The sequence below is a fragment of the Sorangium sp. So ce367 genome (genome assembly GCF_051520455.1).
GTDB lineage: Bacteria > Myxococcota_A > Polyangia > Polyangiales > Polyangiaceae > Sorangium > Sorangium cellulosum_B.
Genome location: NZ_CP150334.1, coordinates 8,195,925 through 8,213,053 on the forward strand (window position 1 = coordinate 8,195,925; position 17,129 = coordinate 8,213,053).

Consider the following 17,129-nt stretch of genomic DNA (forward strand, 5'->3'; position numbering starts at 1 on the left):
CGCAGAGCGCGCTGGCCCCGGCGCGCGGCGCGGCTCACTGCTTCCTGATGCGATATCCGGCGCGCGGGAAGTGCACCGCGATCTCCCCCACGTCCGGATCGCTGCGTCGTATCGTGATCTCGGCGGCCGAGAGCCGCACGACCACGCCCCGGGTCTCCTCTGGACCGTAATCGTCAGCCGTGATCGTCACGGCGTCTCCCGGCGACAGGCCCTCTCCGGTCGCGGTCTCCCCGCCGGCGACGTCGGCCGGCTCGGACGCGCGGGCCGCCGCGAGCGCCTCGGCGGCGGTCATCGCTCGGACGTCGCCGGGGCCGAACGCCTCGATGCGCGCGAACCACGCCGCGAGCGCGGGCCGCGCCTCGATCGCGGCGGACAGCCTGGCGCTCCGGTTCAGGAACCAGACCGGGTGGAAGCACGCCGCGTCCGCGATCGAGAACGCGTCGCCCAGCAGGAAAGGCCGGCCACGGAGCTGGCGCTCCAGCCGATCGAGCGACAGCAGCGCCTGGCTCAGGGCGTGCGGCGCCGCCTGGAAGATCGCGTCCTTGCTGAGCGCCGGCGACATCGCCGCGCGATCGGCCAGGATGCCTGGCGGCAGGACGGCGAACATCTCCACGACCACCGGCGGCACGGCCTGGGACATCAACCGATGATCCGCCCAGTCCTCGATCAGCTCGACCAGCCCGGCCTGGCCCGGCGGGACGCACGAAGGCTCCGGCCTTATCTGCTCCAGGCGCCGCGCGATGCACGCCGTGTCACAATAGATGTCCGCGCCGATCTGCAAGACCGGGATCCGCCGATATCCCCCCGTGAGCGGCGTCAGCTCCGGCTTCGGCGCCATCATCGGTTGCTCGACCGATCTCCACGTGATCTTCTTGTACGCGAGGATCCGGCGGATCTTCTCCGCGAAGAGCGATAACGGATAGTTGTGCAGGATGAGCTCAGCCATGGACGACCTCGTGCGCTGGCGACCTCTTCGGGTCGGCGTTCGCTGTCGAATCTAATGAGGGCGCCGCGCGCCGCTCTTGGAGGATCTTGCGATCCCCCGCCCCCTCTCGAGAGCTCCGGGGCGCCGGATCAGTCCGCCGGCGCGGAGCCGGGCGCCGCTCGCCCGGACGCCGCGTGCCCCGCATCTCCCGCGCGCCGCATTCCCTGCGCGGCGCCGCCCGCGAGCCGCTAGCCTCCGCTTCGGGGGGCGGCGCCGCGGTCTCGCGGCGCCCTTGAAGCGCCCTCCTGACTCGACGGATCCCGCGCCTCGCGCGGGACGAGGAGGCACCGCCCATGCTCGCCGGCCGCATGATGGATTACCCGCTCACGTTGACCCACTTCCTCGACCGGGCGCGGACGTACCACGCGCGCTGCGAGATCGTGACCCAGAACCCGGACAGGACCGTCTCCCGCTCCACGTATGCCGATCTCCACCGCCGCGCGTCGAAGCTCGCGCACGCGCTCACGCGGCTCGGCGTCCGCGCGGGCGACCGCGTCGCGACGCTCTGCTGGAACCACGCCCGGCACCTGGAGCTCTACCTCGGCGTCCCGGCCATGGGCGCGGTCCTCCACACCCTGAACCTGCGCCTCCACCCGAGCGAGCTCGGGTACATCGCCTCCCACGCCGAGGACAAGGTCGTCGTCGTCGACCGCTCGCTCCTCCCGCTCTTCCGCAAGTTCGCGCCGGAGGTCCGCAGCATCCAGCGCGTCCTTGTCCTCGACGACGACGGGCCCGTGGATCCGGCGGCGGGCGACGGGCTCGACTACGAGGCGCTGCTCGCGCCCGAGCCGGATCACTTCGACTTCCCGAGCCTGGATGAGCGCTCCGCGGCGATGCTCTGTTACACGTCGGGGACGACCGGCAACCCCAAGGGCGTGGCCTACAGCCACCGATCGATCGTGCTCCACACGCTGGTCTCCTGCATGCATGACGCGCTCGGCTTCCGTGATCGCGACATCGTCCTTCCGGTGGTGCCCATGTTCCACGCGATGGCCTGGGGGCTGCCGTACGCGGCGATCGCGACCGGCGCGCGCCTCGTGCTCCCCGGCCCGCACCTCGACGCCGCGTCGCTGCTCGATCTCATGGCCAGGGAGCGCGTCACGTTCGCCGCGGGCGTCCCCACGATCTGGCTCGGGATCCTCGCGCTCCTCGACGAGCACCCGAAGCGCTGGGATCTCTCGTCGATGCGCGCCATGGTGATCGGCGGCTCGGCGGCGCCCCCCGCGCTCATCGAGGGCTTCCGCGCGCGCCACGGGCTCGTGGTCCTCCACGCCTGGGGGATGACCGAGACCAACCCGCTCGGCACCGTCGCCCACGTCCGGAGCAGCCTTGGCCGCCTCCACGAGGACCCAGCCGCCTCGCTGCAGACGCGCGCGTCGCAGGGCTACCCGGTCCCGTTCATCGATCAGCGCCACGTCGACGCGAACGACCGGCCGCTGCCCTGGGACGGCAGGACGATGGGCGAGCTCGAGGTGCGGGGCCCCTGGGTCGCCTCGTCGTACTTCGGCGGCGAGGGCGAGGACCGCTTCACGAAGGACGGCTGGTTCAAGACCGGCGACGTCGTGACGATCGACGGCGAGGGCTACATGCGCATCGCGGATCGAACGAAGGACGTGATCAAGTCGGGCGGCGAGTGGATCAGCTCGGTCGCGCTGGAGAACGCGCTCATGAGCCACCCGGCCGTCCTGGAGGCCGCTGTGTTCGCGGCGCGCCACCCCCTCTGGGGCGAGCGCCCGCTCGCCGCGATCGTCCTGCGGCAGGGCCAGAGCGCCTCGAAGGAGCAGCTCCACGCCCTCCTCGAGCCGCGCTTCGCGAAGTTCTGGCTCCCGGACGAGTACCTCTTCCTCGAGCGGATCCCGCGCACCTCGACCGGCAAGTTCCTCAAATCGAAGCTGCGCGAGGAGTTCGCCGATCTCCTGGAGAAGAAGGCATCCGGATGACGCGCTGACGCGCCCGCGCCCCCGGGGAGAAATCGCCGGAAGCTCCCGGCAAAGCGTGTACTACGCTGCCGCCATGGCCGAAGGGGAACCCGAGGATTTCGCCGCCGCGCTGAACGCCGCGGCCATCGACGGCTGGATCAGCGCCATGGGTCTCCGGCTGATCCGCGCCACGCGCGACGAGGTGGAGGCCGAGCTCGACATCGGGCCGCAGCACCGGCAGGCCTATGGCATCGTCCACGGCGGCGTCCACGCGGGCATCGTGGAGACGCTGGCGTCGATCGGCGCCGCGCTCCATGCCCTGCCGGACGGCCGCTCGGTCGTCGGGCTCGAGAACCACACGAGCTTCCTGCGCGCGGTCCGGTCGGGGCGGCTTCGCGCCACCGCGCGCCCGCTCGACCGCGGGCGGCGCACCCAGGTCTGGGAAGGCTCGGTCTACGACGAGGAGGGCCGGCTCTGCGCCTCGGGGCGCGTGCGCCTCCTCGTCCTGGAGCCCGACGCGACGCTCGCGGGGCAGCGCGCCGGCACCCCCGGGTGATCGCCGATCGCGCGAGCGCCTGACCGCCAGCTCCCCCTGACCCCTGATTGCCCGATCGCCGGCTCGCCTGACCCCCTGATTGCCCGCTCGCCCGATTGCCCGATCGCCCGAGCGCCTTACACCCTTCGCGAGGTGCCCCCGTTGCGCGACGCAGCCGCCCTTCGGATGATCGACCGCATTCCCCGGCTCGGCTGGGTCGGCGCGCCCTCACCGGTCACGGCGCTGCCGCGGCTCGCCTCCGCGCTCGGCGTCGAGTTCCTCGGCGTCAAGCGAGACGACCTCTGCGAGCCCCTCCACGGCGGGATGAAGATGCGGAAGCTCGACTACGTGCTCGCCGCGCCGCCCTTCTCGACCGCAGCGGCGTGGTCCGCGGCGGGCGGCATCGGCTCGGGCAACGTGGCGGCGCTCGTCGCCGCGGCGCAGCGGCTCGGCCGGAGGGTGCACGCGCACCTCTTCTGGACCGACCTCTCCAGGGGCGTGCTCGACAACCTCGCGTTCACCGCCTCGGGCCCGGCCTCGATCCGCTTCTACCCGTCGCGCCTCGAGCTCGCGCTCGCGCGCCCGTCGCTCTTCCTGCCGCTCCGCGCCCGGGACGACGACGGGGCGGCGATCGTGCCGCTCGGCGCCACGTCGGCGCTCGGCATGCTGGGCGCGGCGCGCGCGGCGCTCGAGCTCGGCGCGCAGATCCGGGCCGGCGAGCTCCCCGAGCCCGCGCGCGTCTACGTGCCGCTCGGCTCCGGCGGCACCGCCGCCGGGCTCGCCGTCGGGCTCGCGCTCGGCGGCCTGCGCTCGCGGGTCGTGGCCGTCGCCGTCGTCGAGCGCCTCCTCGCTTCGCGCTTCCGCCTCCGCGCCCTCACCGCCGAGCTCCGCGCCGCGCTCGCGCGGCGGGGCGTCGCGCCCGTGCCCCCTGCGGCGCCGATCGACGTCGTGCACGGCTACCTGGGCCGCGGGTATGGATCGCCCACGCCCGCGTCGCTCGCCGCCTGCGACGCCCTCGCCGCCGAGGGGATCTTGCTGGAGCCGGTCTACACCGGTAAGGCCATGGCCGCGCTCATGGCGCACGCGCGCGAGCGCCGGCTCGGTCCGGTGCTGTTCTGGCAAACCGCGCGGCGCGAGCCCCTGCCCCGGCACGACGGTTTTTGCGAGCGGCTCCCGGCCGCGCTGTCGCGGCGCCTCGGCGCCCACTGCGGCGGCGGATCTCGATAAACCACCTACATCTCGGCGCCTGCCCGGCGCTCGTGCGGCCGTCGCTCGGTTGCACTTTTCTCCGCTTCGACCTCGTGCTGCCAGCGCACGGCGGCAATTTTCTGGATCGCACCGCCATTGCGACGAGATAGAATTGCTGTCTCGCTTGCGCCCTCGGCGACCGCCCATCCCGGCGCTCGTAATGCCGAGGCCCGCGCGCACACAACGCGCAAAACATGCGCAAACCACGCACAACGGACGCGCAGACCACGCGCGGTATCCCCCACAGAAGGAGTCTTTACATGCTTAGGCCGCTACAGTCGAACTGGTGTACTCCGCTCGCAACCATGCTGGTGTTGGCCGGGGTCGCGTGCGGGGGCGGCACCGATGGTGCGAGCGACTCCAGCAACAGCGCCGGCGCGGGGTACGGCTCGGGCACGGGCGGCAGCGACTTCGGGTCCGGTGTGTCGGCGGGCGCGGGCAACGGGAACGGCAGCAGCGGCAGCGGCAACGGGTGCAACGCGAGCCTCACGGGCATCGTGCGCGACTTCCGCGCCTACGAAGACAGCGAGGGGCACCCTGACTTCGAGACGTTCACGGGCCAGGGCCTGAAAGGCATCGTCCAGCGCGAGCTGGGCCCGGATCAGAAGCCCGTCTATGCGCATGACGGCGGTACCGCGCACACGACGGGGCCCGAGGAGTTCAACCAGTGGTACCGCGACGTCGAGGGCGTGAACATGCCCATCCAGTTCACGATCACGCCCGTCGTCGGCGCGGACGGCATTGCCACCTACGAGAACCGGGCCTTCTTCCCCATCGACGAGCAGGGCTTCGGGAACGAGGGGAGGCAGCATAACTTCCACTTCACGTTCGAGCTCCACATGACGTTCGTGTACAACGGCGGCGAGGAGTTCAGGTTCTCAGGCGACGACGATCTCTGGGTGTTCATCAACAACCGGCTCGCCATCGATCTGGGCGGCCTCCACGGCCCGCAGAACGACAGGCTCGACCTCGACGCGATGGCGAACGAGCTGGGGATCACGCCCGGGCAGGAGTACGCGCTCGACTTCTTCCACGCCGAGCGGCACACGAGCGAGTCGAACTTCACCATCCAGTCGACGCTCGCGTTCACGAACTGCGAACCCATCTTCGTTGACTGATCCGCTCGACTGATCCCGCTCACCTACCCTGGGCAGCGACGGCGGCGGGCCCGCTTCCGCGAGCCCGCCGGGGCTAAGGCCGGAACGACCCGCTGACGAACGTGGAATCTGCGAGGCGGTACGGCACGCCCATGATCTCCCTCGGCCGCGGCCCGCGCACGAGCTCGCGCGGGAGCTCGTAGGTCTGGTCCATCAGCCGGATCTCGATCGGCCCGGAGTCCTCGACCTCCAGCGACCACTCGATACCTTCCGGCGGCAAACCCATGTAGGTGAACCCCCAGCGGACATCGCGCTTCGCGTCGGCCGCGCGACCCCGCTCCTCCACGCCCTTTCCGTCCACCTCGGCGCGGATCACCCGGTTCGGGGACGTCACCTCGGCGAACAGCCAGGGGGCTCCCCGGGATGAGGCGACGCGGAGCCGGAGCGCCCGCACGCCGTCGCGCCGGACGTCGCCGAGCACCGTGAGCGACGGCGCCGGGAGGGCGAGGGCCGGCGCCTCGCCCTGGCGCGTCACGCGCACGAACGGCACGGCGAACGAGGGCGCCTGCCCGCGATCATCCGGAAAGTACGCTGCGGTCCACGGGTCGAGGTCGCGGTCGGCCGAGAGCCAGTGGGCCTTCCCGGCGGCGGCGTCGACCGCGTAGGCGAGGCTCGCCGGTCGGGGCCGCGCCTCGGTGAAGCCCGTGGTGGCGCAGGCGACGAGGAGCGCCGCGAGGCCGGAGACGCCGAACGCGAGCGAGAGCCGCGGCGAGCGGCCGCCGCCGAGCAGCTCGGCGTGCGGCAGGAAGAGCCCGAAGACGAGCGCGACGGCGAGGGCCGGCACCGCCGCCTTCGGCAGGCCCAGCGCGACGAAGAACAGGTACGGGCCGGGCACGGCGAGCGCGACCGCCGGCACCGCGGTCGCGACGAGGACCGCGGCGTCCGCGAGCGTGGGCGGGGCGTCGCCGCGCCGGATCGTCACCGCCGCGAGCCCGAGCAGGGTGAACGCGAGCGGCCAGGCGAAGTAGAAGCTCGCGCCCGGCATGAAGAGGCTCGCCGCGGCGAGGAGCAACAGCCACAGGAGGAGCGCGCCGAGGGCGAGCTCGCAGGCGCCGAGGCGCCGCCGGAAGAACCGGTAGCCCGCCGCGGAGGCCGCGAGCGCGGCGAGCGCGAGCGCGAGCCGGTACGCGGGCGCGTTGTACGGCTCGAACGGCATCACCCGGAGGGCCGGATGCACGCTGCGGAGCATCCACGCGAGCCCGCCCACGGCCGCGGCGACGCCGAGGAGCAGCGCCAGGAAGGCGAGGAGCCCCGCGGCGATCCTGCCCGGCGAAGCGGCCCGCCGCCGCGCCGCGTGGAGCACCACGCCCGCGAACAGGCAGGTGACCAGCGCGGCGATCGGGAGCGTCCAGCCGATCGGGTGCGAGACGAGGTGGGCGCCCCACGTGTTGAAGTACACCGCGTCTCCGCGCCCGGGATCCCGGAGGTCGAGCGCGCCGAAGCGCCGCGCGAGCGAGAGCGCGTAGTCGCCGGCGTGCTGCACGCTCCGGAGGTCGAGGTTGGCCACGGTGTCGGACGGGGCGTGGTAGTGCGCGGCGTCGTCGGTGAAGGCGAAGTTCAGCCCGGGGATCCCGGCCCGCTTGAAGACGCTGAGATCGGTGCTGTGGCCCATGCGCCGCGCGACCTCGGGGAAGAGCGACGACGCCACCGGGTAGGCCGCGGCGCTGGCGAGCTCGCGGACGGGGAAGGCGTCGCCGGGCCCGGTGTCGAACATCGCGACCACGCCGCCGGCCCCGCGGGCGTCGAAGTTGAGCGCGATCCCCACCTCGCCGCGCAGCGGGTGCTCGTCCATGAACGCCTTGCCGCCGAGGACGCCCCCCTCCTCGGCGTCGGTGAACAGGAGCAGCACGTCGTTGCGCAGCGGGGGGCCGCTCTTCAGGGCGCGCAGCGCCTCCAGGAGCGCCGCCACCCCGCTGCCGTCGTCCGCGGCGCCCGGGCTGCCGGGGACCGAGTCGTAGTGCGCGACGAGCGCGACCGCCCGGGTGCTGTCGGCGCCCGGCAGCCGCGCCACGATGTTCTCGACGCGCGCCGCGTCGTACGGCAGGCCCCACTGCCGGCTGAGGACCGAGGCGCGCTGGACCTCGGGCTGCACGCCGAGCTTCGAGAGCTCCGCGAGCAGGTAGTCGCGCGCCCGCCGGTGGCCCGCCGAGCCGGTGGGGCGCGGCTCGGCCGCGATCTGCGCGAGGTGCGCCCTGGCCCGCTCGGCCGAGAACACCTCGGGCGGCGCGCTCGCCGGGACGACGTCAGGAGGGCTCAGCTGTGCGATGCGGAGCGCGACCAGCGCGAGGAGCGCGAGGAGCGCGAGGGCCGCGGCGAGGCGAGGAGACCACGCCATGACGGTCGATCGGCCTCAGCGCACAGGCGCCGGAGGATCCCCCTGGGCGTCGTCCTCGGGCCTGCGCGCGAGGCGCGCGGCCGCGCCCCGGTAAAGCGCCGTGAGCGGCGCGCGGTGCGCGGCGAGGAGCACCGTCACCCCGGCCAGCCACAGCAGCACGAGCGGCACGAGCGCCGAGGAGGTCGTGTAGACGAGCACGGGGCGGAAGGCGCGCTCGCGCGTGACGAGCTCGCGGCGCGCTTGAACGGCCCGCTCGTAGGCCGGGAGCGACAGCGCGACCGGCGTCACCCCCTCCAGCACCGCGCCTCCAGGGGCGAGCGCGCCGCCGCCCTTGGCCAGATCGTCGTCCTTGGCCCTGCGCACGGCGGCGGGCGCCGGCGCCGCCGACTCGCTGTACGTCGAGTTCCAGCGCTCCGCCCTGTAGCTCCTCGCCGAGACGGCGAAGAGCCCGACCAGGAGCGCCAGGCCGCCCAGGCCGAGCAGCACCACCATCGCGGCGGCGCGGCCGCGGCCTCCGAGGAGCCGCCCCGCGAGCCACGCCGCCACGGCCGTCGCGATGCCGACCAGCAGCGCCACGAACGTCGCGGGCGCCAGGAACCACAGGCCCGCCATGAGCAGCCCGCCCAGCGCGCGCAGCGCGCGCACGCGCCCGCGGCTCGTCGCCCCGCCGGGGCGGACGGCGATCCACGCGGCAACGAAGCCGATCGCCACCGCGAAGGCGTCGCCGGCGTCCGCGAACCACACCGGCCGGTCGCCGCCGAGCAGCGCGAGCGGCACCACGCGATCGGGCAGCCCGACCGTCAGCGCCACCTCGCTCGCGGTGAGCGGGTAGCTCGGCATCGGCAGCTCCAGGGTTCCTCCGAGCGAGTGCACCGCCGCCTGCGCCAGCGACTGCACCTGGATCGTGTGGCTCCCCGTCTGCAGCGGCACGAGGACCTCCTCCGCGGCCTTGCCCTGGTGCATGATCCGCTGCGCCTTCCCGTCGGTGGCGAGGTAGATCGGCCGCCCGCCCGGCGCGTAGGTCAGGTAATCGATGCCGTTGTTCTCGTAGGTGAGCGCGTCGTCGGCCACGAGGTCTCCGCGCTCGGTAAGGACCAGGGTGCGGCGGTGGTCGCGCACCACCGCGGCGAGGACCTCGACCCCCGAGAGCGGCTCGACAGCGACCTCGACGCGCTGCCCTCGCTGCACGAGCAGGAGCCGCGACGTCGCCTGGGTCCGCGGGATCGGCGACTCGGCGGCGTCGACCTGGCGCGCGTCGCCCTTCACCGTGAGGCGGTGCTCGGCATCCGACTCGAACAGCCACCACTCGTAGGCGGAGCGCGGATCGGGCGAGAAGGCGCCGACCTTCGGGAGCGTGCCCGAGATCTTCATCTCCGCGGCGCGGCCCGAGGTGGGCAGCACGAGTTCGCCGCCCTCGACCCGGAAGCCGCTCGCGCCCGCGACGTCGAGCACCTTCTCCCCGAACGCGAGCGGCAGGCGCACGACGCCGAGGTCGCTGCCCGACCGCATGACGAGCCGGTACTCGAAGCCGATCTCCCGGCCGACCCGCACCGCGCGCGACAGCTGGAAGACCGTGGGGCCCGCGCTCTGCGACCCCGCGCCGCCGTCGGGGGTGAAGTGGAGCGTCGCCCCGCGGAGCCCCGAGAGCCGCGCGCCCTCGGCGACGGAGCCGCCGGTGATGTCGGCCTCGAACGTGTTGAGCGGGCCGGCGACCAGGAGCGTGAGGTCGCCCTCGAGCCACAGGCTGCCCCGGAGCACGAAGCGGCGCGCGGCCGTCCAGAGGTAGTAGTGGTCGTCCTCGAAGCTGATCGGCGCGGCCTCGCGGCGCGACGCGGGCCGTCCGTCGTCGAGCGTGGCCTCGATGCGGAGGTGCGCCGGCGGCCCGAAGAGCGGCACGGCCACGGGGCGGTCCGTGAGCACGCCGCCCGAGAGCTCGAACTGGAGCGGCCCCTCGCCCACCGCGCCCGTGATGCGCAGCCGATCGAGCGCGTAACAGCGCTCCTCGCAGCCCCCGGAGCCGCCGCGCTGGTCGACCCAGCGAGAGAGCATCTCGAGCTGTCCAGCCCACGAGTCCGGCGGAGGCCCGTGCGCCTGCGCCTGCACTGCGGCGCCCTTCGCCGCGGGCGTCGCTGGCGCCGCGCCCGCGGCGGGCGCCGCCGTCGGCGCGTCAGGCGCCTGCCCCATCGAGAGCGACGGAACGGCGAGCAGCGACAGCACCACGAGAAGCCACAACAGCGTTGGTGGCGTGGCCTTGTTCCAGCGCGCGAGCGACATAGGGTGACTCCCTTCCTTGACCTGCCGAGCGAACGCGATGGCCGCCGCAGCGTCCTCATCAAACAACCTAGGGAAAAACGACGGCAACAAAATCGACATGAGGCCTTGACAGTTAACGCGTCGCGTCGCAGTGTCGTGGCGTCGCGATTGTGCCTCCGACGAAGCCACAAGGTGGCTCTGTTCGCGGGCACGGCCGTGCGGCGGGGCTCCCCTCGCTCCAGTGCACATCGCGTCTTGCGAGCCCGCGAGAGCGGGCGACGCGCGGGGCACGGGGGTCAACGCTGGATTCATCATTTCTGTACGCCCGCGGTCGTCGCGGGGGGACACACCGAAGTGGGAGGCAGACCATGAGTGAGACCCAGAGCATCACGGAGCCGAAGGCCGAGAACAGCGTGAACGGGAGCGCCGAGCCCGCGCAGGCGGCGGACGCCGGCGGCGGGGCGCCGGTCAAGCCGCCGTTCGTCGAGACGCTGCGCGAGCTGGGCACCTCCTGGGCAGGGGTGGCCATCGGTTACGGGCGGATCGCGCTCGAGGGCGCCGCGCGCGCCCTCGAACGATCCGCGGGGAAGCTCGGCGAGCTTCAAGAGAAGCTCAAGAAGGGCGAAGTGGCAGCGGAAGGCGCCCGCTGAGCGCCCCCTCCAGCGCGCCGCCGAGGAGCGCCCATCACGGCGCTTCTGGCGGCGCCGGGACCGGCGCGCCGGCGATGCCGACGGCAACAGCATAGATCGAGCCGGCCGCGCCTCCGACGTAAAGGGTCCTCGCATCGAACCCCGGGCCCGCGCCGAACTGCGCATTGGCCACCCCGGTCGGGAAGCGCGCCAGCAGCTCGGCCTCCTCCAGAGCGGCCCCGCCCGCGTCGAGCCTCACACGATAGAGCTTCCGGTTCTCGTTATCGACCGTGTAGAGGTGACCACACGTATCGAGGACGAGTCCGTCGAGCACGGACGAGGCGACCGTGACCACGAGCAAGGGAGGTTCGCCAGGGTTGTTCAGGTCGATCTTGCGGATCTCGCCGGCAGAGGAGTTGGTGTAAAAAACCGCCCATCGCGCCGGGTCGAAGACGATTCCGTTCGGCTCGCTCACCTCGGGGGCGCCGCTCGCGATCTCGTCGATCGTGGCATCGGGGTTGAGGCGGATCACCCGGCCGCCCGAGAGGTCGGTCGCCCAGACGTTGCCCAGCGCGTCCGGAGCGAGGCCGTGCGGGTCCGTGAGGCCTGCCACGTAGTCGTCGACCATTCCGGTCGCGGAGATCTGGACGACGGCGCCCTGGTCCGGCAGCGCCGCCACGAGGGTCCCGTCGGGCCGGTACCGGAGCCCGGGCACGGGGCCGGGCAGAGACGCGAAGTTCGAGGTCCGGCCCGTGGCGTCGAAGCGAACGAGGTTCGGCCCCTGCTTGGCGACGAGGTAGCCGCGGCCGTCGAACGCGAAGTCCTCGCTGCCGCTGAACACGGCCGTGACCAGCGCCGGCTCGAAGGGCCCGGGCACGAGCGCCGCGCACTCGCCGCTCGGCCCCGCGCCCGCGCCCGCGCCGACTGCCGCCCCGCCGCCTTCTCCGGCGCCCACCGCCGCGCCGCCGCCCTCCCCGGTGCCCGTGGCCGCGCCGCCGCCGCCGCCTTCGCCGGCGCCCGCGCCCGACGTCGCGCTCGCCCCGCTGCTCGATGCAGCGCCGACGTGGCCGCCGCTGCACGCCGACGGCGCCCCGAACAGGAGCAGCGCCCAGCCGAGCAGCCGGTACCCTCTCTTCATCTACCTCGCCTCCTCGCTGCGCACACTACACGCCGCCTCCCGCATTGCCTACGGTCGACGGCGCGCGCCCGGGGCGCGAAGGCGGCCGGCGCGACGCGCCGTCGGAGCGGGGTCGGGTGGGGGTGGCCCGCGAGCGCAGCGCAGCGCAGCGCGCCTAGCGCCGCGAGACGATGACGACGCCGGCGCCGACGATGGCCGCCGCGGCCCAGGTCGTCGCGGAGGCCCGCTCGCCGCCGAGCAGGACGCCGAGCGCGATGGCGACGATCGGGTTCACGTACGCGTAGCTCGTCGCGATCGCCGGGCGCGTGCTCCGGAGCAGGTACGTGTACGCGCTGAGGGCCACGATCGATCCGAACACCGCCAGATAGGCGAGCGCGAGGAGCGACCGCGATGAGGGCGCCGCCGCGAGGTGCTCACCCGAGAGCGCGCTCACCGCGAGCATCACCGCGCCGCCCGCGAGCATCTCCGCCGCGACCGCCATCGGCCCTTCCGGGAGCGGCAGCGAGCGGCTGTACAGCGAGCCGAGCGCCCACGACACGGGGGCCAGCAAGATGAGCAGGGCCCCGGCGTGCGCCGCGTGGAGATCGCCGCCGAGGTGGAGCAGCGCCGCGCCCGCGAACCCGACGAGGAGCCCGATCCACTCGCGCCGGGAGACCTCCGGGGCGCCGGCGGGCGCGCCGCCGGCGGCGCCCCGGCCTCGCGCGGTGGCGAAGAGCGCCAGCCAGAGCGGCATCGTGGACACCACGACCGCGGCGACGCCCGAGCTCACCCACTGCTGCGAGACGACGACGAACCCGTTGCCGAAGACGAGCAGCAGCACCCCGACCCGCGCCGCCGCACCCCACTGCCGCAGCGTCGGCCGCGGGGCGCCGCGCAGCCGGAGCACGCCGTAGAGCAGCGCGCCCGCCGTCATGAAGCGCGTCCCGGCCAGCAAGAAGGGCGGCATCGTCTCGAGCGCGACCGAGACCGCCAGGTACGTCGAGCCCCAGATCACGTACAGCGCGAGGAGCGAGAGCAGCACCAGCCAGCTCCCCCGCGCCTTCGCCAGCGCCGCGCGCAGCGTCTTCCCTGCCTCGCCTCTCGCCACCGCGATCTGCGCCGGCTCGAGCGCCTCCACCACGAGGAGCCCGCGCCCCTCGCCCCCATAGCTGGAGCCGGCCTCCAGGACCACGTCCTCCGGCTCCCCCTCGCGGGTGATCCAGACCGCGCCGGCGGTACAGCTCAGGAGCAGCGGGCCGCCCCGCAGGCGGTGCGTCCACAGGCGACCCTTCCCGAGCTCGATCCGCGACGGCTCCCGGAGGCGCGATGGCGGCTCCGAAACAAGTGAGGTCAATTTCATGCCCCGAAGGGTGGGGCCAAGCGAGCGACCGGTACAGAGGCAGTCGGTTGGTAATTGCGGCCGGTACAGTTTCCGGAACAGGCGACTGTGCTGGTCCTCACGCCCGGCAGCTGTACCGGTACCGCAGGGCCCGCCCGGCTGTACACTTCGTCTCGTGCAGGTGCAGGCGCCCATCGAAGCCGAGGACGAGGCCCACCTCTACGACCGCGTCGCCGCGCACATCGCGGATCTGATCGCGCGCGGCGCGCTGCGGCCGGGCGACCGGATCCCTTCGGTGCGGCGGCTCAGCCGGCAGCAGGGGGTCAGCGTCGCGACGGTGCTGCAGGCGTACATGCAGCTCGAGAACCGCGGGCTCATCGAGGCGCGCCCGCAGTCGGGGCACTACGTCCGCGCCCGCCGGGGCGCGGCGCTGCCCGAGCCCCGGGCCGCGCGCCCCTGCACGACCGCCACGCGGGTCAGCGTGAAGAGCCTCGTCTCCAAGGTCTACCGGGCGTGCCGGGACCCGCACATCGTCCCGTTCGGCGCGGCGTGCCCGAGCCCGGAGCTCCTGCCGACCGACAAGCTGAACCGGATCCTCAGCGCGATCGCGCGGAGCGCGGGCGGCGCCGGCGTCTCGTACGATCCGCCGCCCGGCCTGCCGGCGTTGCGGCGGCAGATCGCCCGGCGCTCGGTCGAGTCGGGCGTCGCGCTCTCCCCCGACGACATCGTGACGACGGTCGGCGCCATGGAGGCGCTCCACCTCTGCCTGCGCGCGGTCGCCCGCCGGGGCGACACGGTCGCGCTGGAGTCGCCGGCGTACTACGGGCTCCTCCAGCTCATCGAGAGCCTCGGCATCAAGGCGATCGAGGTCCCGTCGCACCCCCGCACCGGCATGGACCTCGACGTCCTCGAGGAGATGCTGGGCCGCCACCGCATCAAGGCGTGCCTCGCGATCCCGAACTTCAACAACCCCCTCGGCAGCGCCATGCCCGACGAGGCGAAGGAGCGCCTCGTCGCGATGCTCGCGCGCCGCGAGGTGCCGCTCATCGAGGACGACATCTACGGCGATCTGCACTTCGGCGACGTCCGCCCCCGCCCCGCCAAGGCGTTCGACAAGAAGGGCCTCGTGATGCTCTGCTCGTCGTTCACGAAGACGGTGGCGCCGGGCTACCGGGTCGGCTGGACGGCGCCCGGCCGCTTCCTCGACGAGGTCGAGCAGCTCAAGTTCGCGCAGAGCGTGGCGACCGCGACGCTGCCGCAGATGGCCATCGCCGAGTTCCTCGAGCTCGGCGGGTACGACCACCACCTGCGGACGCTCCGGCGCCGGCTCGCCGCCCAGGTCGCGCGCATGAGCGAGGCGATCGCCGAGCACTTCCCGCCCGGCACCCGCGTCTCGCGCCCCGCCGGCGGCTTCGTGCTCTGGGTCGAGCTGCCGCCCGGCACGAGCGCGCTCGACGTGCACGAGCGCGCGCTCGAGCACGGCATCAGCGTCGCGCCGGGGCCCATCTTCTCGGCCAAGCACCGCTTCTCGAACTACATCCGGGTGAACTGCGGCTACCCGTTCACGGAGCTCAGCGAGCACGCGGTCCGGACGCTCGGACGGATCTGCGCCGAGACCGCCGAGGGATGACGCGGTGGACGGCCGCGGCCCCGGCGGCGGCCGGCGCGCCCTGGATGCCGTACCCGCGCTGAAGTAGAACCTTCCCTCTCGATCGAGCGCCCGCCCCGACGAGCCCACGCCCTTGCGCCCCCGACATCCCGCGTCCCTTCCTTCGCCCGCGCCCGCGCCCCCGCCGACGCCCGCGCTGCGGCCTGCGCTCCCGATCCTGCCTGCGCACCGCCCGTCCGAGCCCGCCCGCGCCGCGGCTCCATCGCCCGCCCGCGCGGCGTGGGCGCTCGCGGCCTCGCTCGCCGTCCTGCCCGCCTGCGGCGCCGGGGCGATCGCCTCGCCGGGCGCGCGAGCGCCGGAGACGCTGCGCGCGCTGCCGGATCGCATCGACGGTAGCACCCTCCTCGGCGGAGACGCGCAGCGCGCAGCGCAGGCGGGCGCGAGCGCGCTCCGGGTGATCGGCGCCGACATGGCGTCCGACGGCGATAGGCTCGGCGCGTTCGTCGAGGTGCCCGCCGGCGAGTGCATGCTCGCGATGGCGCGGGTCTCGCCGACGATCAGCGACGTCGACCTGTTCGCCTTCGAGGACGACGGCAGCGCCTTCTCGACGGACGAGGCCGCCGACGCGCGCGCTTCCATCCTCGTCTGCCCGCCGCACCCGCGGAGGCTCTATGTCATGGCGCGCGTCATGTCGGGCGCCGGGGCGGTGAGCGTCGGCGTGCAGAGCGTCCCGGTCAAGGCGGCCGACGCGGTCGCCCGCGCCGTGGGCGCGCGCGGCAGGTCCGGCGACGAGAGCGGGCGCCTCGAGTCGTGGCCCGGCCTGGAGGCGAAGATCAGGGCGCGCCGCGCCGCGGTCGGCGCGCGCTGGGACGACGTCCGGCGCGTCGCGCTGCCCGTCGGCTCGAGGACCGCGAGCCGGATCGGCGCCACCCTCGACGGCGGCCGCTGCCTCGACGTGCTCGTCTCCCCGAGCGACGAGGTCGCCTCGCTCGAGGTGGTCGCGGAGGACGAGACCGGCAGGGTCGTCGCGCGCGCGCGCGAGCGGGGCCAGGATCGCTCGCTGCTCCTCTGCTCGCCGGTCTCCGTCGAGCTCTCGATCGCGATCCGCTCGCGCGGCACGCAGGGCCTCGTGGCCGTGGTCGTGAGCCGCTCGCAGCCGGGCGCCGAGGCGGAGATCTCCGGCGCCACGCCGATCGAGCGCGTGACCGAGGGCCGCGACCTCGTCGAGGCGCGGGCGGACCACGCCCGCGCGCTCGCCGGCCGGGGCTACGGCGCGCCGCGCGTGTCGACCGGGGCCGCGCGGCTCGGCAGCCGGACGACGCTGCCGATCGAGCTGCCGGCCGGCTGCGCGCGGATCGACGTGCTGGCCGGCAAGCCGCTCGCCGACGTGCTCGCCGAGCTCTGGAGCGAGGGCCACGCCCTCCTCGGCCGCGCCCGGGGCGGCGCGCGCGCGACGCTCTTCACCTGCGGGCGCGGCGGCCCCGCCCGCATCGACGTCGAGTCGATGGCGCAGCCTGGCCCGTTCGCCGTGGAGGTCCGCAAGGAGCCCGAGGCCCCGCCCGCGCTCGTCGCCCATCCGATCGCCGCTGCGAGGCTGCTCGGGCGCATGAGCGCCGCCGGCCCCGCCGACGCCGCGGGGGCGGCCGGCGCGCAGGCGGTGGCGCTCGACGCCGCGCGCCTCAAGATCCTCCCGCTCCCGATCCCGGCCAACACGTGCGCCGAGGTGATCGCGGCGCTCGACACCCACGGCGCGGGCGTCGATCTGCGGCTCGTCGACACCTCGACGGGCGAGAGCTCGCTCGCCAGGGCGCGGCACGTCGTGTCCGACAGCCGCTGCGCCGGCCCGGCGGCCGTCCCCGCGTCGATCGAGCTGCGCCTCGCGGAAGGCAAGGGAGACGCCCTCGTGCTGATCCGCACCTCGCCCAGGTCGCGCTGAGCGAGCGGCGAGGCGCGAGCGCGTGAACGCTCGGCCGCCCGCCGCGCCTTGACAGCGGAACCCCCCG

12 protein-coding genes are annotated in these 17,129 nt (G+C 74.1%); 7 read left to right on the forward strand and 5 right to left on the reverse strand.

The window, feature by feature from the left end:
- Positions 1–34 precede the first annotated feature (34 nt).
- A complete protein-coding gene (locus WME97_RS31020) occupies positions 35–946 on the reverse strand; it encodes a glutathione S-transferase family protein (protein ID WP_437542615.1) in 912 nt (303 codons plus the stop codon).
- A 332-nt stretch (positions 947–1,278) separates the two neighbouring features.
- Between WME97_RS31020 and WME97_RS31025 the strand changes: the two genes are divergently transcribed.
- The 4 genes from WME97_RS31025 to WME97_RS31040 all read left to right on the forward strand — a co-directional run bounded on the left by WME97_RS31025 (position 1,279) and on the right by WME97_RS31040 (position 5,805).
- Positions 1,279–2,925 (forward strand): long-chain fatty acid--CoA ligase, encoded by a 1,647-nt coding sequence (locus WME97_RS31025; protein WP_437542617.1) that lies wholly within the window; start codon positions 1,279–1,281, stop codon positions 2,923–2,925.
- Between the two features lie 73 nt (positions 2,926–2,998).
- Entirely contained in the window at positions 2,999–3,460 is a 462-nt protein-coding gene (locus WME97_RS31030; RefSeq protein ID WP_437542618.1) for a PaaI family thioesterase, read from the forward strand.
- A gap of 165 nt (positions 3,461–3,625) precedes the next feature.
- Positions 3,626–4,666 (forward strand): 1-aminocyclopropane-1-carboxylate deaminase/D-cysteine desulfhydrase, encoded by a 1,041-nt coding sequence (locus WME97_RS31035; RefSeq protein WP_437542619.1) that lies wholly within the window; start codon positions 3,626–3,628, stop codon positions 4,664–4,666.
- A gap of 326 nt (positions 4,667–4,992) precedes the next feature.
- Entirely contained in the window at positions 4,993–5,805 is an 813-nt protein-coding gene (locus tag WME97_RS31040) for a fibro-slime domain-containing protein (RefSeq protein ID WP_437542620.1), read from the forward strand.
- Positions 5,806–5,878: 73 nt separating this feature from the next.
- On the opposite strand, the gene WME97_RS31045 is transcribed toward WME97_RS31040, so the two are convergent.
- Both WME97_RS31045 and WME97_RS31050 read right to left on the reverse strand, forming a co-directional pair.
- Positions 5,879–8,179 (reverse strand): M20/M25/M40 family metallo-hydrolase, encoded by a 2,301-nt coding sequence (locus WME97_RS31045; RefSeq protein WP_437542622.1) that lies wholly within the window; start codon positions 8,177–8,179, stop codon positions 5,879–5,881.
- Between the two features lie 15 nt (positions 8,180–8,194).
- The gene (locus WME97_RS31050; RefSeq protein ID WP_437542623.1) at positions 8,195–10,453 is read right to left on the reverse strand and encodes a hypothetical protein; all 2,259 of its coding nucleotides are present in this window, start codon (positions 10,451–10,453) and stop codon (positions 8,195–8,197) included.
- A 347-nt stretch (positions 10,454–10,800) separates the two neighbouring features.
- Here WME97_RS31050 and WME97_RS31055 point away from each other — a divergent pair, with 347 nt between their 5' ends.
- Positions 10,801–11,082, forward strand: coding sequence for a hypothetical protein (locus tag WME97_RS31055; RefSeq protein WP_437542624.1), 282 nt, complete (start codon positions 10,801–10,803; stop codon positions 11,080–11,082).
- A gap of 34 nt (positions 11,083–11,116) precedes the next feature.
- Here WME97_RS31055 and WME97_RS31060 read toward each other — a convergent pair whose 3' ends face one another.
- Together WME97_RS31060 and yedA are read right to left on the reverse strand one after the other, a co-directional pair.
- The gene (locus tag WME97_RS31060) at positions 11,117–12,199 is read right to left on the reverse strand and encodes an SMP-30/gluconolactonase/LRE family protein (protein ID WP_437542625.1); all 1,083 of its coding nucleotides are present in this window, start codon (positions 12,197–12,199) and stop codon (positions 11,117–11,119) included.
- Positions 12,200–12,353: 154 nt separating this feature from the next.
- A complete protein-coding gene (gene yedA, locus WME97_RS31065; protein WP_437542626.1) occupies positions 12,354–13,538 on the reverse strand; it encodes a drug/metabolite exporter YedA in 1,185 nt (394 codons plus the stop codon).
- A 154-nt stretch (positions 13,539–13,692) separates the two neighbouring features.
- On the opposite strand from yedA, the gene WME97_RS31070 reads away from it, so the two are divergent.
- Positions 13,693–15,147 carry a PLP-dependent aminotransferase family protein gene (locus WME97_RS31070; RefSeq protein WP_437542628.1) on the forward strand — a complete coding sequence of 485 codons (1,455 nt, stop codon included), beginning with the start codon at positions 13,693–13,695 and terminating at the stop codon, positions 15,145–15,147.
- A gap of 112 nt (positions 15,148–15,259) precedes the next feature.
- On the forward strand, positions 15,260–17,062 hold the full coding sequence (locus WME97_RS31075; RefSeq protein ID WP_437542630.1) for a hypothetical protein: 1,803 nt from the start codon (positions 15,260–15,262) through the stop codon (positions 17,060–17,062).
- Positions 17,063–17,129: the final 67 nt, after the last annotated feature.